The organism is Methylomonas sp. TEB (genome assembly GCF_047777895.1).
In the GTDB taxonomy this organism is placed as follows: domain Bacteria; phylum Pseudomonadota; class Gammaproteobacteria; order Methylococcales; family Methylomonadaceae; genus Methylomonas.
In genome coordinates this window covers 4,006,465-4,025,108 of sequence record NZ_CP180476.1, presented here as the reverse complement: position 1 = coordinate 4,025,108, position 18,644 = coordinate 4,006,465, and the positions used below count along the sequence as shown (strand labels likewise).

General features: G+C 51.4%; 17 protein-coding genes, 1 tRNA gene and 1 riboswitch. Of the genes, 13 read left to right on the top strand and 5 right to left on the bottom strand.

Features of this window, described 5'->3' with window-relative positions; translation table 11 throughout:
• Window positions 1-32 precede the first annotated feature (32 nt).
• The 9 genes from ACMXD4_RS18050 to ACMXD4_RS18010 all read left to right on the top strand — a co-directional run bounded on the left by ACMXD4_RS18050 (window position 33) and on the right by ACMXD4_RS18010 (window position 10,227).
• Window positions 33-686, top strand: a complete 654-nt coding sequence (locus tag ACMXD4_RS18050; RefSeq protein ID WP_415878997.1) for a DUF4912 domain-containing protein — start codon at window positions 33-35, stop codon at window positions 684-686.
• Window positions 687-693: 7 nt separating this feature from the next.
• The gene (locus tag ACMXD4_RS18045; protein WP_415878996.1) at window positions 694-2,283 is read left to right on the top strand and encodes a glycoside hydrolase family 57 protein; all 1,590 of its coding nucleotides are present in this window, start codon (window positions 694-696) and stop codon (window positions 2,281-2,283) included.
• 48 nt (window positions 2,284-2,331) lie between these two features.
• Window positions 2,332-3,828: an endonuclease/exonuclease/phosphatase family protein gene (locus ACMXD4_RS18040; RefSeq protein WP_415878995.1), complete on the top strand. Its 1,497-nt coding sequence runs from the start codon at window positions 2,332-2,334 to the stop codon at window positions 3,826-3,828.
• Window positions 3,829-3,888: 60 nt separating this feature from the next.
• The gene (locus ACMXD4_RS18035; RefSeq protein ID WP_415878994.1) at window positions 3,889-5,481 is read left to right on the top strand and encodes a phospholipase D-like domain-containing protein; all 1,593 of its coding nucleotides are present in this window, start codon (window positions 3,889-3,891) and stop codon (window positions 5,479-5,481) included.
• A 66-nt stretch (window positions 5,482-5,547) separates the two neighbouring features.
• Complete coding sequence (locus tag ACMXD4_RS18030; protein ID WP_171694387.1) at window positions 5,548-5,790, top strand: FitA-like ribbon-helix-helix domain-containing protein; 243 nt, start codon at window positions 5,548-5,550, stop codon at window positions 5,788-5,790.
• Window positions 5,787-6,197 (top strand): type II toxin-antitoxin system VapC family toxin, encoded by a 411-nt coding sequence (locus ACMXD4_RS18025; protein WP_171694388.1) that lies wholly within the window; start codon window positions 5,787-5,789, stop codon window positions 6,195-6,197. Before ACMXD4_RS18030 ends, ACMXD4_RS18025 begins: the two co-directional genes overlap by 4 nt.
• Window positions 6,198-6,226: 29 nt before the next feature.
• Window positions 6,227-7,144 carry a hypothetical protein gene (locus tag ACMXD4_RS18020; RefSeq protein ID WP_415878993.1) on the top strand — a complete coding sequence of 306 codons (918 nt, stop codon included), beginning with the start codon at window positions 6,227-6,229 and terminating at the stop codon, window positions 7,142-7,144.
• Window positions 7,145-7,166: 22 nt separating this feature from the next.
• Window positions 7,167-8,534: a DNA repair protein RadA gene (radA, locus tag ACMXD4_RS18015; protein ID WP_415878992.1), complete on the top strand. Its 1,368-nt coding sequence runs from the start codon at window positions 7,167-7,169 to the stop codon at window positions 8,532-8,534.
• Between the two features lie 40 nt (window positions 8,535-8,574).
• Window positions 8,575-10,227, top strand: coding sequence for a sulfotransferase (locus tag ACMXD4_RS18010; RefSeq protein WP_415878991.1), 1,653 nt, complete (start codon window positions 8,575-8,577; stop codon window positions 10,225-10,227).
• A gap of 195 nt (window positions 10,228-10,422) precedes the next feature.
• On the opposite strand, the gene ACMXD4_RS18005 is transcribed toward ACMXD4_RS18010, so the two are convergent.
• Entirely contained in the window at window positions 10,423-11,190 is a 768-nt protein-coding gene (locus tag ACMXD4_RS18005) for a hypothetical protein (RefSeq protein WP_171694391.1), read from the bottom strand.
• Window positions 11,191-11,289: 99 nt separating this feature from the next.
• Window positions 11,290-12,402, bottom strand: coding sequence for a hypothetical protein (locus tag ACMXD4_RS18000; RefSeq protein WP_253734365.1), 1,113 nt, complete (start codon window positions 12,400-12,402; stop codon window positions 11,290-11,292).
• Window positions 12,403-12,501: 99 nt separating this feature from the next.
• A riboswitch (cyclic di-GMP riboswitch) is annotated at window positions 12,502-12,586 on the bottom strand.
• A 377-nt stretch (window positions 12,587-12,963) separates the two neighbouring features.
• Here ACMXD4_RS18000 and ACMXD4_RS17995 point away from each other — a divergent pair.
• The 4 genes from ACMXD4_RS17995 to ACMXD4_RS17980 all read left to right on the top strand — a co-directional run bounded on the left by ACMXD4_RS17995 (window position 12,964) and on the right by ACMXD4_RS17980 (window position 15,582).
• Window positions 12,964-13,239, top strand: coding sequence for a hypothetical protein (locus ACMXD4_RS17995; RefSeq protein WP_020483075.1), 276 nt, complete (start codon window positions 12,964-12,966; stop codon window positions 13,237-13,239).
• Window positions 13,240-13,505: 266 nt separating this feature from the next.
• The gene (locus ACMXD4_RS17990) at window positions 13,506-14,879 is read left to right on the top strand and encodes an ATP-binding protein (protein ID WP_415878990.1); all 1,374 of its coding nucleotides are present in this window, start codon (window positions 13,506-13,508) and stop codon (window positions 14,877-14,879) included.
• A complete protein-coding gene (locus ACMXD4_RS17985; RefSeq protein WP_026603562.1) occupies window positions 14,857-15,405 on the top strand; it encodes a response regulator transcription factor in 549 nt (182 codons plus the stop codon). The genes ACMXD4_RS17990 and ACMXD4_RS17985 overlap by 23 nt, the downstream gene beginning before the upstream one ends.
• Before the next feature lie 101 nt (window positions 15,406-15,506).
• Window positions 15,507-15,582, top strand: a tRNA-Lys gene (locus tag ACMXD4_RS17980).
• A 62-nt stretch (window positions 15,583-15,644) separates the two neighbouring features.
• Here ACMXD4_RS17980 and ACMXD4_RS17975 read toward each other — a convergent pair.
• Genes ACMXD4_RS17975 through ACMXD4_RS17965 form a run of 3 tightly spaced genes read right to left on the bottom strand, consistent with a single transcriptional unit; the run spans window position 15,645 to window position 18,633 of the window.
• Window positions 15,645-16,631, bottom strand: coding sequence for a tyrosine-type recombinase/integrase (locus tag ACMXD4_RS17975; RefSeq protein ID WP_415878989.1), 987 nt, complete (start codon window positions 16,629-16,631; stop codon window positions 15,645-15,647).
• Between the two features lie 21 nt (window positions 16,632-16,652).
• A complete protein-coding gene (locus ACMXD4_RS17970) occupies window positions 16,653-17,933 on the bottom strand; it encodes a hypothetical protein (protein ID WP_415878988.1) in 1,281 nt (426 codons plus the stop codon).
• A 55-nt stretch (window positions 17,934-17,988) separates the two neighbouring features.
• The gene (locus tag ACMXD4_RS17965) at window positions 17,989-18,633 is read right to left on the bottom strand and encodes a DUF4417 domain-containing protein (protein ID WP_415878987.1); all 645 of its coding nucleotides are present in this window, start codon (window positions 18,631-18,633) and stop codon (window positions 17,989-17,991) included.
• Window positions 18,634-18,644 lie beyond the last annotated feature (11 nt).

Genomic DNA, 18,644 nt, shown 5'->3' with positions numbered 1-18,644 from the left:
TGGCCTTTTCCTCCTCACCGTCTCAAGTCCGCATGCCGCTTTCTGCGGAGGAAATGCGGGCTATCAGTCTGGAGATTAGCCGGGGTTTTGCCCCGCGCCGGTTTAGAGCCGGCGCGGCGCGGTTGACGAGTACCGGCTTCTCGCCGCAAGAGTTGTTAAGCATTAGTCAGCAGATTAATCGCGAATTTGCCCCACCCCTGCAACGCGCTGCCGCCCAAGCTGAAAGCGCCAAGCTGGTGGCGTTGCCGGTCGATCCGGAACATATCCATGTCTATTGGCAGCTGGATGAAGCGGCTCAGGCGTTTGTGCCGCTTGCCGAGCCACCGGCAGATGCACAGCCTTTGACCTTGCGCGTATACAGTCATCCGGCGTTGCCCGAAGCGGTCCCGTTGCCGGCCGAATCGGCCAAAACCTGGTTCGATGTGCCGGTTGCCGCCGAACGCAGCCAACAGCAGATTACGTTGCCCAGCGGCGACACCTGCATCGCCGGGATTTACCAGGTGGCGATTGGCCGGCTCAATGCTCAGCAGGAATTCAATCCCTTGGCGTATTCGCAGGCTGCCGCAGTCGCGCCGCAAGTGTCGCCGATGACGGAAAGGCTGTCGTCGGCGATGGCGCAGTTTATAATGCTGCCTTCCCAGGCGTCTTCGGCGCTTGCCGTAACCGCGTCCGGCCAACAAAACTAATTCCGCGATGAACAAAGGCTATCTCAGCATCGTTTTGCATGCCCATTTGCCCTATGTGCATCATCCCGAACACGACAGTTTTTTTGAAGAAAACTGGTTGTTCGAAGCCATTACCGAATGCTATTTGCCCTTGTTGGCGATGCTGGAGCGTTTGCATGTCGATCAGGTGCCGTACCGGCTGACCTTATCCCTGTCGCCGACACTGATGACGATGCTGCGCGATCCCTTGCTGCAAAACCGTTATCTGCATTATCTGCAAGGCCGACTGGAGCTGGCGGAGCGGGAGTTGGAACGCACCCGCAGGCTGCCGCAGTTTGAGCCGCTGGCGCAGACGTATATGCAGTGGTTTCAGGATGCCTTGCATCGCTACCAGCACCGCTATCAATGTGATTTGCTGACGGCGTTTCAACGGCATCACAGCGCGGGCTGCCTGGAGTTGATTACCACGGCCGCCACCCACGGTTTTTTACCCTTGTTAAATGTCAGTCCGGTGTCGGTGCGTAATCAAATCGGCGTGGGTATCGCCAGTTTTAAAAGCCAATTCGGCTTTGCGCCCAGCGGATTTTGGTTGCCGGAATGCGGTTACTATCCGGGCCTGGAACAGGCGCTAAAAGCCGAAGGCATCACTTATTTTTTCGTCGATAGCCATGCAGTCATGGATGCCGACCAGCCGCCGCGCCATGGTGTGTATGCGCCGTTGGATTGCGGCAATGGCGTGGCGGCGTTCGGCCGCGATCCGGCATCCTCGCGGCAGGTGTGGAGCGCCGAGGAAGGCTATCCGGGGGATGGCGATTATCGCGAGTATTATCGCGACATCGGCTTTGACTTGCCTTTGGAATATATCGCGCCTTATATTCTGGACGGCGAAACCCGGATCAACACCGGCATCAAGTACTACCGGATTACCGGCGCCAAGCAAACCAAGCAGGTGTACCAACCGGAGCGGGCCAAGCTGAAGGCGCGCCAACATGCCGAGGATTTTATCTGGCGCCGTCAGCAGCAAATTGACGCGCTGACTGCGGAAATGCCGCAAGCGCCGCTTATCGTCGCGCCTTACGATGCTGAACTATTCGGACATTGGTGGTTCGAAGGGCCTTTATGGCTTGAACAAGTGTTACGCTTGGCGGCCAGCAGCGAAAACGGCGTGCAGACCGTCAGTTGCGGCGATTATTTACAATTGCCGTTGCAGCATGTGCAGGCCAGGCCGGCCGCTTCCAGTTGGGGCGAACATGGGTATTCCAGTTACTGGCTGAACGAAAGCAATGACTGGATTTATCCCCTGTTACACAAGGCCGCCGCCGAAATGGAAAAGCTGGCCAACGATTTACGCAGTTTTACTGTGAGTGATTTACAGCAACGGGCTTTAAATCAAGCCGCCCGATCATTGTTGCTGGCGCAGTCTTCGGATTGGCCGTTTATCATGAAGGCCGGCACCACTATCGATTATGCGCGTAAACGCATCACCGATCATTTGGCCCGTTTTAATTATCTGCACGATGCGATTCGTAAAAACCGTATCGATGAACGCTATCTGACCGCGCTGGAAATCATGGACGATATTTTTCCTGACATCGATTTTCGCCATTATGCCGCCTAGACAAAGGCCCGTTTTGGGCACTGCTTAACCCAACCTCCAGGGGGAGCTATGGATAACATCCAATTGTTGTATGTAGCCAATAACGTCACCGGCAAAGCCGCCGCCTGTCAGCAATCCTTGCAGTTTTTGATGCGGGTGGCCGGCCTGGATTATCACAAGCAAGTTGACGTGCTCTGGGCCGGCGAAGATGGCGTCTGGCATGTTTTGCCGGCCTTATTCAACCGTAAGGCGGAAGACGGGCAGGAGTATTGGCAGGCCGACATCCTATTTCCGCCGCAGCCACATGCCGACATACCCGGCGACATTCGTTTTGCCTTGCGTCTGCAAGCGGCCGGCAGCGAATACTGGGACAACAACGAAGGTGGCGATTATTTCAGCGGCGCGGGTAGTGGTGCTAGATTGACCAACGCCGCGGCCATGCTGCAATTGAGCCACGCCGAACAACTGCAGGACGGGCAACATTCCGTGCCGGTCAAACTGGTGGTGGACGCTGCGCTGGAAATAGACCATGTCACGATACATTGGACTATCGACGATTGGCAACACAGTCATACCACCAGCTGCCGCCGCCAGGCGCAAAGGAAGTCTGCCCATAAAGCCATCTACGCCGGCTTGCATCTTGCGCAAGTGTGGAACGGGCGGATCAGGGTAGGGGACGCTTTTCGTTTGCAATACAGCATCTGCTGTGAAAGCAAGCAGCAACGGCTGTGGGATAACAATGCCGGGCAAAATTACGCGCTAAGCCGCACGCCGCTGCGGCTGTTGATTTTGAATCTGCATTGTTACCAAGAGGAAGACCAAGACCGGAAATTTTGGCAAATCGCCAATGCCATCGACGACCTGAGCGCGGATGTGGTCTGCCTGCAGGAAGTGGCCGAGTATTGGAATGACGGGCGCGGCGATTGGCCGTCCAATTCCGCGAATATTATCAACCAGCGCTTACCGAAACCGTTTCATTTGTACACGGATTGGTCGCACCTGGGTTTTGACAAATTCCGCGAGGGTGTGGCCATTCTTAGCCGCTACCCCTTTATGGAGCAAGAAGCCCGCTACGTATCCGATAGCCACGATGCCTATAGCATTCATTCCCGTAAAGTGGTGTCTGCCCGTATCAAGGTGCCTTATATCGGCACCCTGGATGTGTTTTCCGCGCATTTAAGTTGGTGGGAAGACGGCTTCCAGCAACAATTTCAACGGCTATCCGCTTGGGCGAACGACAAACGCAGCGCCGAGGTGGATGCCACCTTGCTATGCGGTGATTTCAATATCGCCGCCGGCTCGACCGGCTATCAGTTAGTGGTCAGCGGCCATCAATACGAAGACCAATATCTCGCCGCCAACGCCCCGGCGCTGTTTCAACAAATTTTTCGGGTGAACGATGCGCATTGGCGGGATTATCTGGCCGACGATTATCGAATCGATTACATTTTCATGGACAGGAATAGCGGTTTGCGGGCCAGTTCGGCACGCACCGTGTTCACCGAGCAGGATTACGGGCCGGTATCGGATCATTGCGGCTATCTGATGACCTTTGAGCCGCTATAGACTGAATTGCTAAGGCGATTTTACAATTAAAATAAAGCTTGTTTAATTAGGCAGCACCATATGCAAGTAGCAGAACATTACGCCAAACCGGTATTTGGCAAATTGGGCGGTTGTTTTCAACGCGGTAACGATTTTCGGGAAACCTTCGACGTGCGCTGGGGCAAGATAGACTTTCATATGTCGCACGGCATAGCCGCGAATTTGAAGGTGGTGCTGAAGGTCTATCGGGATTCGATTTGCGAGACCTATATCGTCGACACCGACGCTTACGATGTGGAATGGGACAAGCACAAACGCTCGACGCGGGATTTTTACGTGATGCCGCACTCCGGGCAGTTTGGCAAGATCAACTGCATCAAGTTTTCGTTTATCGTGCATTTGGGCGAGCATTCCATTGCCTCGCGCCACGATTATATTTTCATGGACGGTGACCAGTTACGGGACAATCACCCGCAGCAGCGCCATATCAACGAGCATTGGGCTACGCCCAACCATTTCCGCAGTTACGAGCTTGATCCCGGCCAGCTGCAAAGCGATGTGGATTGGTACAACCATCATTTCGATTCCCTGCAACTGACGCCTAAATTCACCAAGGGTCAGCAGTTTCATCCCTATCACCCCAAACGCTTTATTCACGATCATATCGATAAAGTCATCGCAGCCAAACACAGCCAACCCGACCGTTTATGCACCATCAAAGTCAGCGTCGATTGCATCGACGACGGCGATTTTATCAACCACTTAATTCACGCCAGCCAGCAGGGCGTCTGGGTGCAATGCATCGTCGATTGGCGGAAGATGACGCTGACCAATAGCCAGAATTATGCGCGCTTGAAACGCTCCGGCATCGAACTGGTGGGTGTGTTTTGCACGCCCAAGCACCACTTGATCGAAGTGGAGCCGGACATGCACACCAAGTTTGTCATCTTTAATGACGAAGATTGCATCATCGGCTCGTTCAACATCACTTTTGATCGTTGGTGGGCCAACTGGGAATCGGGGATGAGTTTTCATTCCAAGGGCGTGTGCCGCTTGCTGGATAACATCTTCCAGAGTCAACGCGGCGGCGTGATTCAAAAGTATGGCGTCGATCCGCTCAGCCCATTCAACTTGTTGTATACCTTTGGCCGCCACACTATGGCTAATGGCAGGGTTTACCGGCCGCATCACGCGATATTGGCGGAAATTCATAGAGCGCGCCGTTCCTTGAAGCTGTGTTTGTTTTTGATCGGCGACTTGCTGGGCGACCATCACGACAGCGTCGTTAACGCCTTGATCCAGGCCCGCGACCGTGGTGTCGATGTGCAATTGCTGTTCAACGGCCACTTGGCCCGGCAAGGCAAAATCGGCGTCGAGCGCAGTATGGCTGACGAACTGGCTCGGCCGCTGTTGCCGGCCGTGCAACGTTTGCGCGATGCCGGGATTCGGGTGGGTCTGGTTTATGGACAGGACGATCTGCCGGTGCCTTACTCGCCCATCCACAGCAAATATTGTGTGATCGACGATTACATCGTCATCGACGGTAGCTTCAACTGGTACAACACCTCGGTGTTCTCCCACGACTTGATCGTCGTCGCCGCCAACCGCGACGTGGCGCAGCCGTATTTGTACGAGTTTGGGCAGATTCAGCGTTTGTTTAGGGTGTTTTATTGATCGGACGCTTGACAGGTATTGATTTGGTTCCATAATGGAATCCGCTTTATTTTTCAGGTGAGCGTTATGGCAACCTTGACCCTAAAAAACATCCCCGATGATTTATACGAACAGCTAAAAGCCGCAGCGAAGCTACACCACCGTAGCATTAACAGCGAAGTCATTTACTGCGTGGAAAGGATCATCGATCCGCACCGAATCAGTGTCGATCAGCATCTAGCTCAGGCTCGGCAACTGCGCGAGAAAACCGCGCATTACCTGTTAACCGACCAGGACATCGATCAAGCCAAATCCGCCGGCCGGCCATGATTGTTGCCGACACCAACACGATTGCTTATCTTTACCTCAATAGCGAAAAATCCGCACAAGCCGAACAACTGTTAAGACGGGAGCCGCACTGGCTTGCACCCAATCTCTGGAAAAGCGAATTTCGCAATGTCTTGGCTTTGTATCTACGCAAAAAACTGTTGACCTTGGACGATGCCTTACGGATTGTGCGCCAGGCCGAAACCTTGCTGCAGCAAAACGAATACGAAATCTCCTCCGTCCAGGTCTTGCAATTGGTGGCCGGCAGCAATTGTTCGGCTTACGACTGCGAATTCGTCGCGCTGGCCAAACTGTTGAACGTCCCGTTGATTACCGCCGACCGAAAAGTGCTGCAAGCCTTTCCGGCAATTGCCCGGACGATTGAGGGATTTTTGGCAAAAGGTGAGTAAAATAAAAACCCAGTTGAATCTGCAATAAAATGAAAAAATCCAGTAATAAAATACCATTCGGTTTGCACAAGGACATCCTCGTAGACGTTTCTGGCGTTAAGTCTGGGCTTTCCTGTAATTGTGTATGTCCATTTTGTTTTAGAAAACTACAAGCAAATAAAGGATCAAAAAGGGACCATTACTTTTCACACGATCCCAATGAACATGAAATTGAATGTGAGTTTTCTTTTGAGACATTAATTCATTTGATGGCAAAACAAATTATTGAAAAACATAATTTTATAGTATTGCCTGAGCTTAAAATATCCATGTCTATGGAGGATGATGATGGGGTTAACCATTCTGAAGAAGTTCAGGTTTTTGAAGAAACTAATTTAATGTTCAGTCGCGTTGTTTTGGAGCAGCGTTTAGGCGAAATTCGGCCCGACATAATCGGATACACTGAAGGTCAACAACCGTTTTTGATTGAAATAGCTGTTACTAATTTTTCAAGTTCTCAAAAAAAGCAGAAAATTAGAAGCCTAGCTTTACCTGCAATAGAAATAGATCTGTCGGATGTTCGTGACAACGTTACTGAAAATGAACTGACAGAATATGTAATAAAAAACTCAGAGAAAAAAAAGTGGCTATCTAATCCAAAAGCTGTACAAGCAAAGAAAGATCTAGAAGAAAAACTAAAGGCAAAAATTGACGAAGAAAATAAAAAAATCGCCAACAGAATAATAAGTCTTCAGTCGACTTCAAGTCAAAAGCCTAATAAAACAATATTCGTTGTTCGGGACAAAAAATCCACTAACTCTCTCGGTGGAATCAATCATTACGATCCTAGATGGTTTGTTTGCGAAGCTTGCAGGTACTTATTTTCGAAATCTTTAATAGAAGCACCTTATTTAATTAGTACTATTCAATGTCCAGAATGTGGATTTGATGTGTTAACAAGTACATAACACCAATCATTCGGATAAAGAAATGGCTAAAAAATCAAAATCTGCCTACGTCTGCACCGAATGCGGTGCCGATTTTCCTGGCTGGTCCGGGCAGTGCAATCAGTGCGGGGCGTGGAACAGCATCAAGGAAGTGAAGCTGAGTAGCGGTAAAACCGCGCGCGATAACTCCGGTTATGCCGGCAGTCGCAGCGAAGTGCGTTTGTTGTCCGAAGTCAACCTGGCCCAAGCCGAACGGATTTCCAGCGGTCTGGCCGAGTTCGACCGGGTACTGGGCGGCGGCATTGTCTCCGGTAGCGTGGTGTTGATTGGCGGCGCGCCGGGCGCGGGCAAGAGTACCATTCTGTTGCAAGCCATCGCCCATATCGCCCAGCAATTGCCGGTGTTGTACGTGTCCGGCGAGGAATCGCTGCAACAGATTGCTGAGCGCGCGCACCGTCTGCAATTGAATACGGCTGGCATCAAGATGCTAGCGGAAACCTCGGTGCAACAGATTTGCCAAGTCTTGGACGAGGAACAGCCCAAAGTGGTGATCATCGATTCGATTCAGGTGATGTACACCGCCGATTCCGATTCGGCGCCGGGTTCGGTGTCGCAGGTGCGCGAATCCGCCAGCTATCTGACCCAATATGCCAAACGTACCGGCGTGTCGTTTTTCATGGTCGGCCATGTGACCAAGGATCAATCGTTGGCCGGGCCCATGACCTTGAGCCATATCGTCGATGCGCAAGTGGTGTTGTCGTCCACCGACGATTCGCGCTTTAGAGTGTTGCGCGCCGACAAGAATCGCTTCGGCAGCGTCGGCGAACTGGGTTTTTTCGCGATGGAAAGCAGTGGCTTGAAGGAAGTGAAAAACCCGTCGGCGATGTTTTTATCGAGAGCGGAAAAGCCCTCGCCGGGTAGCGTGGTGACTGTGCTGTGGGAAGGCACCCGGCCCTTGCTGGTGGAGATTCAGGCCCTGGTCACCGAAAGTCAGTACGGCAATCCGCGCCGGTTGGCGGTGGGTTTGGATCAAAACCGGCTAGCCATGTTGCTGGCGGTGTTGTCGCGCCACGGCGGGATTTTTACCGGCAATGACGAGATTTACGCCAATGTGGTCGGCGGTATCAAGGTGTCCGAAACCAGTACCGACCTGGCAATTATGGTCGGTGTGGTCTCCAGCCTGCGCGACCGGATTATTCCTTACGACACGGTGTTCTTCGGCGAGGTGGGTTTAAACGGTGAGATTCGCCCGGTCGCCAACGGTCACGCTAGGCTCAACGAGGCGGCCAAGCACGGTTTTAAACGGGCCATCATCCCGAAAAGCAATAAGCCCAAGGACGCGGTGAAAAACTTGCAAATCCATGCGGTTAGCAATATTCAAGAAGCACTAGCAGTGCTGGCGGATTTATAATTGCCCCAATAATCAATACTAAACTTCGTCAGGGAACGATATGAAAAATACATCAGCCGTCAACGCTAAATTTGGCCGTAACGATCTGTGCCCATGCGGCAGCGGTAAAAAATACAAAGCCTGCTGTTTAAAGCAAGCCGAAGCGGCGGCGAGCCCGGTTAAACCCAGTGTCAATGATGCGCTTAAGCAAGCCTGGCAAGCCGTGGCCCGGCGCGATATGGCGGGTACGTTGCATGGGTTTCGGCAAGTCTTGGCGATCCAGCCCAATCACGCGGAAGCGCTGGCTGGATTGGGGCAGGCCTTGTGTTGGCAGCAGCAGCGCCGGGAAGGCTTGGCCTATCTACAGCAGGCCGCTCAGCAACTGGAAATTGACGCTCAGCAAACCCGCAATATCCGTTTTATTTTGGAGTTGGCCGAGCAATTGCATCACTGGGGGGATTTGGATACGGCGCTGAAACTGACGGAGTTGGCGGTCAAACTGGAACCTGAGAACCCTGCCGCGCTGAATAATCGCGCGTTGTATTTGACGCGGGTTAATCGATTCGAAGACGCCTTGCCGTTTGCCAGCAAGGTTTGCGAGTTACGTCCCGATGATCCGGCCTGCAATAATATGCTGGCGGTGCTGGAAGCGCATTTAAACCGTTTGCCGGCAGCCAAACAGCGCTTTCAGGCTGTGATAGCCGCCAATCGCAACATACAGCAGACTGCACGCGCCTGGCAGGAGTTGGTCGGAGTGCTGGATAAGCTCGAAGAATATGAAGCATCGTTTGCGGCTTGCCAGCAAGCTAAGGCTTTGTATAAACAATTACCTGAAATCAGCTCGCTTGACGCCGGACAAGTGTTTCGTGCGATTCAACGTAACAAGCAGGGTTTCGATCAGGCGTTACTGCATCAATGGGCGCTAAGCGACTTTGCCGATCACTTGCCGGCCCCGACCTTTCTGCTGGGCTTTTTGCGCTCCGGCACGACGTTGACCGAGCAAGTACTGGCGGCGCACCCCGAGGTGTTTACCTCCGATGAAAATGATTTGATTCATGGTTTGATCCAAGAGCTGCAAAGGTTGAGCGGTGTTCGAGAAGACATCCCGGCCGCCCTCCGCCAGCTGGGTTTGGACGATGTCCGAAAGTTACGTGCGTACTATTGGCGGCGGGTTAGCGAAGAATATGGCGCGGATGCGTTGAATAAATGCTTTATCGATAAAGTGGCACTGAATAGTATCGATATAGGCTTGATTAGCTGCCTATTTCCGGAGGCCAGGATTATCTTTGCACTGCGCGATCCGCGCGATGTGTGTCTGAGTTGCTTTCAACAGGCGTTTAAGCCGTCTAGCGTGACAGTCAATCTACTGAGCTGGGAAGGTGTCGCCAAGCAATATGCCGCTGTGATGGATCTGTGGCTGTACATGAAGCCGATGATGCAGCCGCGTTATATGGAATTGCGTTACGAGGACACGGTTAACGATTTCGAAAACAGTTTTCGCCGGGTGTTTGAGTTATTGGATTTGGAGTGGGTGGCCGAAGTTAGCGCGTTTCACGAGAAGGCTAAGGGCCGTTACATTGCCACGCCGAGTTTTGCCGCTGTCGCTCAGCCGATTTATTCGCGCTCGGTGGCGCGTTGGCAGCATTATGAAAGTTTTTACGAACCCGTGTTGCCGATCTTGGCGCCGTATATCGATGCGTTCGGTTACGAATGAAGCGAATGGGCAGGGTTGTTCAAGCTTTTTGATCAAGCAGGCTAGATTCTAGCGGATGTAGAAGTGGAGCTTCCGTGCCCCCGGTCATCCTTGACCGACACCGATCCAATTTCTTGCTGATTAACCTGGCCCTTGATCACACTGGTAATTAAGGGCGCCGGGTTAAAAATCAGCTTTAAGTGACATAGATACGTCTCAGACGTTTTCTGTGGTTTTGCGTTTGCCGAAACCGACTAAGCCGGCCATCGCGCTACCGAACAGCCAAACTGCACCCGGCACGGGTACCGGTGATGCGGCGGCGGAGATGGTAGCGGTATAGGCCAGATTGGCGCCGCCTACCGTGCCGTCGTAACCACCCAAAATCAGTGTGTAAGTACCGGCAGTCAGGAAACGGGTCAGCGTCGCGGTGGCGGTGGTGCCTTGAGTGGCTGCGAAGGCCCAGGCGTTTGCGTCAACCAAACCCAGCGTTGTGCCAAGTGGGCTGGCAGCCATGGGATTTAGAGCACCGTTGTTCAGGTATTCTTGATGACGACTGCTGCTACCCGCGGTATCCCAGCCGCTCCACAAACCAAAAGCCGGGCGCAGATTGGAGCCGTCCGACGATACGGTGATAGTCACTTCTGCGTCGGCATGCAGTTCAAACAAACCGTAATCGGCGGTATGCCCCCAGTTTGTCGCGCCGTCTTTATAAGCTTTGGCGCCCATGCCTATGCCGTGGCCGCTGGCGGTTTGCGAGTTGGCAACGCCGCCGTCATTGTGGATCATCGCTACCCAGGTGGCGGGCAAATTGCCAATATAGCCTGGATCGCCGGCAGACCATGGGCCTGCGGCAGAACCGTCCGGTAAGGGATCTCCGGAAGCTAAATTGTAGGTTACGTGAGCGCTAGCCATGCCGCTGATCGACATTAACGCGCCCATGGCGCCGGCTAATGCTAGTTTCTTAAAGGTTAAGTTTGCAGTCATTTTGGATCTCTATCGAATCAAATATATGAGTGTAAGCCTGTTGTTAAACAGTGCTTGGTGAGGAGATTACCGTTGTTTGGCGGCAATCCCGCTGGGTAATTAAGCCGCTAGTGCTTGTTTGCGGCGGCCGAAACCGATCAAGCCGGCCATCGCGCTGCCGAACAGCCAGACTGCGCCTGGAACAGGCACTGCCGAAGTGGTAACCAGTACGTCGTAGGTTACGCCATCGAGCGCGCCGCCACCGTGCGCGCCTACAACCAAGGTATAAAAGCCATTGGTGTGCAACCCGGGTGTGCCTGTGGCATTCCACTCGGCTTGGTCGAACACAAACGAGTAGAACAAGGTGTCGGAAGTGCTGCTCATGCTGGCTGTCCAGATAGCTTCGCCCAAGCTTGAGCCTTGCAGGCCCGTTTCGCCGATTGTGGCAGCCGCGTTACGGTCAGATGTGGAACTGCTGTCCACATTGCGATACAGGGCCACGTCCAATAAGCCGTTAAATTGGCTGTAATCGGCGTCGTTTTTCACGGTAATGGTGGTTTTGATATTGCCCGCGCTGGCGCAGTTAGCGCTTGCTGTGTTTGCGCCGCAGCTAATATGAATCAAGCCGTAGTCCAGTCCCAGGCCGGTTGATGCCGAATTGCCTGCTACCGCTAAGTAAGGATGGTCGCCATCAGCCGGTAGGTCGGCCATGATGGTGCCCCAGGTGGCGGCGTTGGTGCCGCCGTTTTTGTCCGAGTAAGCTTTCCACAAGCTACCGATAGTGTTGGTGCCGAAGCTAGGGTTTGAGCTAATAAGGTTTGCTGTCAGTGCGCCATCGTTGTCTGTAGCGCTGGAGCCGGTATGTAATTCGCGTTTGGTGAAACCTGTAGCTGTTGTATGCTGACCTGAATACCACATATAGGGCAGGTTGCCTGCTACTTCTGTGGCTGTCTCAGCCGCGGTACCTGTGCCCGGAATTAAGGTGTTCGCGTTTAAGTCGCCGACTGTATAAACGTTGGTACCGTTGGCGACTCTATTGGTGCCGTTGGAGTTTGCAGATACACCGTCTGTACCGTTGATGCTGTTGGCGATGCCGAAGCCGATGGCGGAGTTACCGGAGGCTACTGTGCCCGCGCCGGTCAGGTTGTAGTAAGAGTGCGCGAATGCTTGACTGGAAACAGCCGCCAGGCCAGTTGTCAAAATAGCTGCTATAGCCGTTTTATGAAAGATCATGATCGTCCTCTTTGTTATTGGAATTAAAGGTAACAGCGAAACTGACAAAACTTGACCAACAGCAGCGAGCCAAACTTTGCCCTCGCCCATGGCGCGCATGGGGGCAATCCGGCCTTCTTTAAATCGTTTTTTAAGAACCGTGATTTTCCGGCCCCGCCTCACGACGGGTGTGGCAAAGCTTGCTTTCAGAGATTTGCTCATTCCGCCAGCGGCAGACATGGCAGGGATAGAGACCTACTAACCGCTTTTCGGAAAGCAAACCACGAAGCAAGTACACTAGTCGAAGCGAATAATGGGCCAACTCAATAATATATATATATTTCATTATATTACGGCGTATTTTGCCTGGGTTGGCTTGAGTAAGTGGTGGGCGAAATTCAGCGAAATAGCACAGGCGCGTGCTTTATATAACACAGTTCAATTTTTGGTAAATGATCCGGGTTTGGTGGTGAGGTTTGTTTTGGTGGATTTGCTCAGGAATTTCTTTCTTTTCTAGTCGTTTATTGTTAGGTTGTTGCGCCACTAATTGGGTTGGCACGAGATTTTTCAGTGGAGAGATGTATGCAAAAAACCGATAAAACCCCGTTGTGGGTGTTCCTGGCCCTGTCGAGTATAGAAACCCGCAAAGGCGCGTTACTGTTGATCTGGAGTAGTATTGTTTTTACTCTTTACTGTGTGCCTTGGCCGCTCTATTTCGATGGCAACGGCTGGGTTGCCAAATTATTTTTGATCGACGATTGGGAATGGTTTGCGATGATGCTGCCCATGACGTTTTGGTACTGGCTGAGCATGAGATGGGTGGATAAAAACGGCGGCTGGCGTTTGGCTGGTGCGTGATATGCCGCACTATTTTTCGGGACATGATTCGTCAGATCGTGACGCTTGTTCCTAAAAGATTAGCTCGTAGATTGTTGTTCGATCTTTTAAGTGGCTAGCCTAATTCCTTATTTGCCATGGCATGTAGCGGTTGGAGTGAAGGTTGCTATCAAAAATCGATTGAATACTTAGGTGGCCGCCATCCAGGTTTGGTCGGCTTTCCACCTTCTTAAGCAAGCGGCGGTAGTATCTAGCGGCGATGCGTTCTTCAATTTAGTGTTGTTTCTATGCTTTCACACATTCTGCCCAAAGCCGAAATATCCATTCGCGAAAACCTGCGGTGGTTATACATTCTTAGAAATTTGATGCTGTTTGCCGTTACGGTGGCGGTGTTTATTGCAGTGAACGGCCTGGGTATTAATTTGCCGCAAAACCAGCTGTGGCTGGCGATTTTTGCGATTTCCATACTTAATCTTTACACCTGGCTACGGCTGAGGACGCCGGAAGAAGTTACCGAGCACGAGATTTTTTCGCAAATATGCATGGACGTGTTGGCGTTGGCCTATCTGCTTTATCTGACCGGCGGCGCGTCAAACCCGATCATTTGGGTGTTTCTGCTGCCTTTGATTGTAACTGCCATCATGCTGCCGCAGGCTTATGCCTGGAATATGGTGATCATTACCTCCTGCGTGTATACGGTATTGATTGCCTACAACGTACCCTTGCCGGCTGTCGAGCCGCACATGGCCCATCCGGCGATGACGGAGATGACGCCGGAAATGAGCCTGCAAATGCATTTGATGAACGACAGGCGTTATTTCAATCTGCATGTATTCGGTATGTGGTTTGGTTTTGTGTTTAGCGCCGGCTTAGTCGCTTTTTTTGTGGTCGAACTGTCCAAGACCTTGAAAGAGCGGGAGCGTAATTTAGCGGATGCCCGCGAGAGTGCGCTACGCGACGAGCGCGTGGTGTCCCTAGGCACCTTGGCAGCCAGCGCCGCGCATGATATGGGTACGCCGCTGGGCACGATCGCCATTTTGACGCATGAGATGGCGGAAGAGCTGTCGGCGCATCGCTATCCGGATCTGCATCAGAAACTGGTAATTGTTCAACAGCAGATTGATCGCTGCAAACAAGCCTTGTCGGTGATGTCGGCCTCCGCCGGCGAGATGCGGGCGGAATCCGGCAAGGTGATGCTGGTGAGCGAATATATCGATGAAGTATTAGGCCAGTGGCGCACGCATAAAGCCGCCACCAGGCTCAAGCTATTTATTTCGCCGAATGTGGATATGGAAGCGCGCGTGATTGCGGAACGTACTGTGACTCACTCCATCATTAATATCCTAAATAACGCTGCCGAGGCATCGCCGGTCGATGCGGGCATCGAGTTTCATGTGGAATGGGATGAAGCAACGCTAAACTTGAAAATCCGGGATTTCGGTCCAGGCTTGCCGGCTGAATTTATCGAGTTTGCCGGGCACCAACCGGTCAAGAGCAATAAGCAAGGCATGGGAGTTGGCTTGTTTTTGACTTATACCACTATCAAGCGACTCGGCGGTAAAATACAGTTCAGTAATTTAGAGTCGGGCGGTGCTTGCGTTGAAATCAGTTTGCCGCTTTTAGCTAAGGAGAGTATGCATGAATCAATTACCTATGGATAAACCCAATTTATTGCTTGTCGATGATGACGTCACCTTTTGTTCGGTGTTGAAGCCGGCACTGGAAAAGCGTAATTTTCAAGTGACTGTCGCCAATGATGTCGATACGGCAATGAAACTGGCGGAACAAACCGAGCCTGAATACGCGGTAATCGACTTGCGGATCGGTTTTGACTCCGGTTTGGAAATGGTCAAGAAATTGATTTCTTTAGATGACAATACCCAAATCGTCATGCTGACCGGTTTCGCCAGTATCGCCACCGCTGTGGAGGCTATCAAATTGGGCGCGATTCATTATCTGACCAAGCCGGCCAACGCTGATGAGATTGTCAGTGCTTTGTACAAGAACGAAGGCGATGCCTCGGTAGCCATCAGTGACAATCCGCTATCGGTAAAGCGCTTGGAGTGGGAGCACTTGCAAAAGGTGCTGATGCAGCACGACGGTAACATCTCAGCCGCCGCCAGAGCATTGAATATGCACAGAAGAACCTTGCAAAGAAAGCTGGAAAAACGGCCGGTAAAAGAGTAGGCGACCAGCACTATTTAGGAAGTGAAGATATTATTTTGTATTTATTACAAGTAATCGTTGCAAAACTAATATTTCTGAGTATAATGGGCGGCTCATTCAGGGGGTCGTTAGCTCAGCCGGTAGAGCACCGCACTTTTAATGCGATGGTCGTGCGTTCGAATCGCACACGACCCACCATCAAATTCAAGGGCTTACGTGTAAACGTCAGTCCTTTTTTTTATGCCTGTTATTTTCCACTGTCAACAAAGTGTCAACGCCGGATTGATTTGCAAAATTTCCTTAAGATAATCAGGAGCGAGGTGGGCATACTTCATAGTCATGTTCAAAGTGGAATGGCCTAGAATCTTTTGTAGCGCAAGAATATTTCCACCGTTCATCATGTAATGACTAGCGAAGGTATGCCGTAAAACGTGAGTCCTTTGGCCGTCAGGCAGATTAATACCAGATTCATAAAGCCGGCGTGTAAATGTCGAATAGCTATCAGTCAGCCGGCCGAGCTTTAAGCGCTCATATAGGCGGTTATATAAATCGTGTGACAAAGGTACAGAGCGAGACTTTTTAGACTTGGTTACGTGATAGTGAACCATGTTATTAGAAAGATCGGACAGCACCAGGCTCTGTGCCTCTCCCCATCTAGCACCAGTAGCCAGGCACACTAACGCGACCAGATAGGCATCAGATTCGCTTTTTTCGAGGTATGAAAAGAGCTTTTTAATCTCGTCGGTAGAGAGAAACGCCGTTTTTGGCTCAGACGCCCTTATTTGCTTAACACCGGCAAAATGATTTTTTCCGTCGTACTGGCCAGACCGTATCAAGTCGTTAAAGACCGCTTTAAATGTCTGCAATTCTCTATTGAGCGTGGACGGCTTTACGCCCTCAGAAATTCGACCGGAACGATATTCAATGAATACCACCGGTTTAAATACCGACATAACCGGATCGCCCATCCTAGCCGACGCTTGAATCATACGTTGGTAAGAATCTTTGCCGGAATTGAGGAATTGCCCGGTTGATTGATACCAGAGGCTAACGAAGTCCGAGAGTTTACGAAAATCCTTTTTAGGCAACGTGTAACCCGGATCGATCGCCATGCGAGACTGAATAACGACCTCATAGCGCTTGGCCGCTACCTTAGTATCGAACGTTTTACGAATGCGCTTATGACCACGGCCGCCTGGCTGTATATCGACCAGCCATTTACCGGTCTTTTCGTCTTTCTTAATCATTACCGTTACACGTAACGATATTTAGGCTGCTGACCGATAAAACGGAAATTTATTCAGCTTGTTTTCAAGATCGCAATAGATGTCATCGACCTCAAGGCCACGGGAAACATATATTGAGCATAAGTTAGCCCACAGGCCGGAATTAACTAGGCAGCTGCTAGCCTTTGACAAGCTGAATTGATTTTTGGCGTAAAGCGAACAGAGTTGGCCGAAACAGACCATTACAGCCCTATCCGAGACGGTAGGCGTAATATCAGCGGTTTTATAAACCCGTTTATATTCAATGGCCTTTGCATCATGATAAAAAATCAAGTCGTCTCGCATGTATTGCCAGAACGGATCAATGTAGTTTTTGTCGGCATCGAGCCGGAAATTATTCAAGCTGTATTTCCACAGGCCGGTTAAGTGTTGGGCAACAGCCTTGAAAGCACGCAGTTCTTGACCAATGCCCCGAGCGAATTGTTCGACTACCGAATGATGCGCCCTAGCTTCGATTCGCCAAACCGTTTTTTCAGGATCATAAGCACTATCAAACATGGCGGTTTGCTTGGTTTCCCAGATTTTCGGCCACAAGTGCTCCTCGCCTTTGTCTTTGACGGCCTTGGACTTGTTATAGACGGCAAATTGCAAGGACGAAGCCGTACCGAACAAGAACGATTGACCGCGACCGTAGCACATGGCGACTTCAGAGCCGGCGTATTCGAAGGTGGACAAGCCAGAATGACGCATGACGCGCTTTGCCCTAGCAGTCATACGATAATCTAAGTCATCAGGACATTCCCAGCCCTGAACGTCAGCACAGAAATGCACAGCACAACCGGTGTGAAGCAATTGAGTAATGAAAAGCTTGGCAATTCGGTCTATTTCGCTCTGTATTTCATCCACAGTCCGATTAAGCGTAAACGACGGCGAAGTCTCAATCTTAAGATGATGGCCATTATATTCGGGCATGCAGTAAAACGACCCTAAGAGGATCACTAGGCCTTTTTCGCGACTGTTAAGCGAGTATCGATAACCACCGCGACGACCGGACCCCAGCCGCCAGAGTATGCCGTCTATTTCAACTTCCTCGAGCATGGCGTCATAAGCCGTTTGAACCTGATCAAACATCGGTTTAATAACCAGGCCGGAATAGAGCTGTTTGACAGTATCGACGCCGTTATGCAGAACCGTAACAGTGTCAGAATTCCACACGCCGTCATTAATCACAAACAATTCACCCTTTTGCGATGCTAATTCTTCATCAAAAAACATGTTCGCAGAGTTACGCACGTTATCTTTTCCAAAAGCTCTAGTTGCCATCGGTTTTCCTTTTATCAATGTGACCCAACAGGCCGTTATTGTCGTTTTTAAACCTTTATTTAAGGGTTTTATTAAGATGTGCTACAGGGACATCTGCACGCCCTGCAACCGCGTTTTTTTGCACGCGCTGACCGGGATTCAACGCTACAACCTCGCAATTCGGCCAAACTTCAGACCCGCGAGCACAACCAAAATGCAACACCAGTTCAGGGCGATGAACAGCAAGAAATGCCTCTGCACATCGTTGCCAATCATCCTCAATCTCCGAACCCTTTGTGGGGCACCTAACGGCCACCACGTCGCACCATTGGAGGCCCTGGAAGTAGTCGTGCAAGCGTTCGTCTTCGGCGTGGGTCCATTGCAGCACCGGCACCACGTACACACCATGAGCAGCCCAAAACGCCGCTACCAGCCGAGAACGCCAGATTTGGTACATCGCCAGGTGATACGGGTAATCAAAAAACACAGAAAAATCAGGAGCCGTGCAAACGCCTGCCAAGGCCGCTCGATCCACGTGTTTAATCGGATTGCGCCAAATGGCCTCAAGTCGCCAGTCGTCTACGAAGCAATGAAAAGGACCGTGAGGCCAAGACGCAAACCGGCTAAATACGGTCGGGTGATATTGATCTATCGAGTTTTGGAGGATCGGCAAATTGCCGAAATAAGGTACGTTTGGAAAGGTGAGCTGGTGTCGGGACATGCGCGGGACTC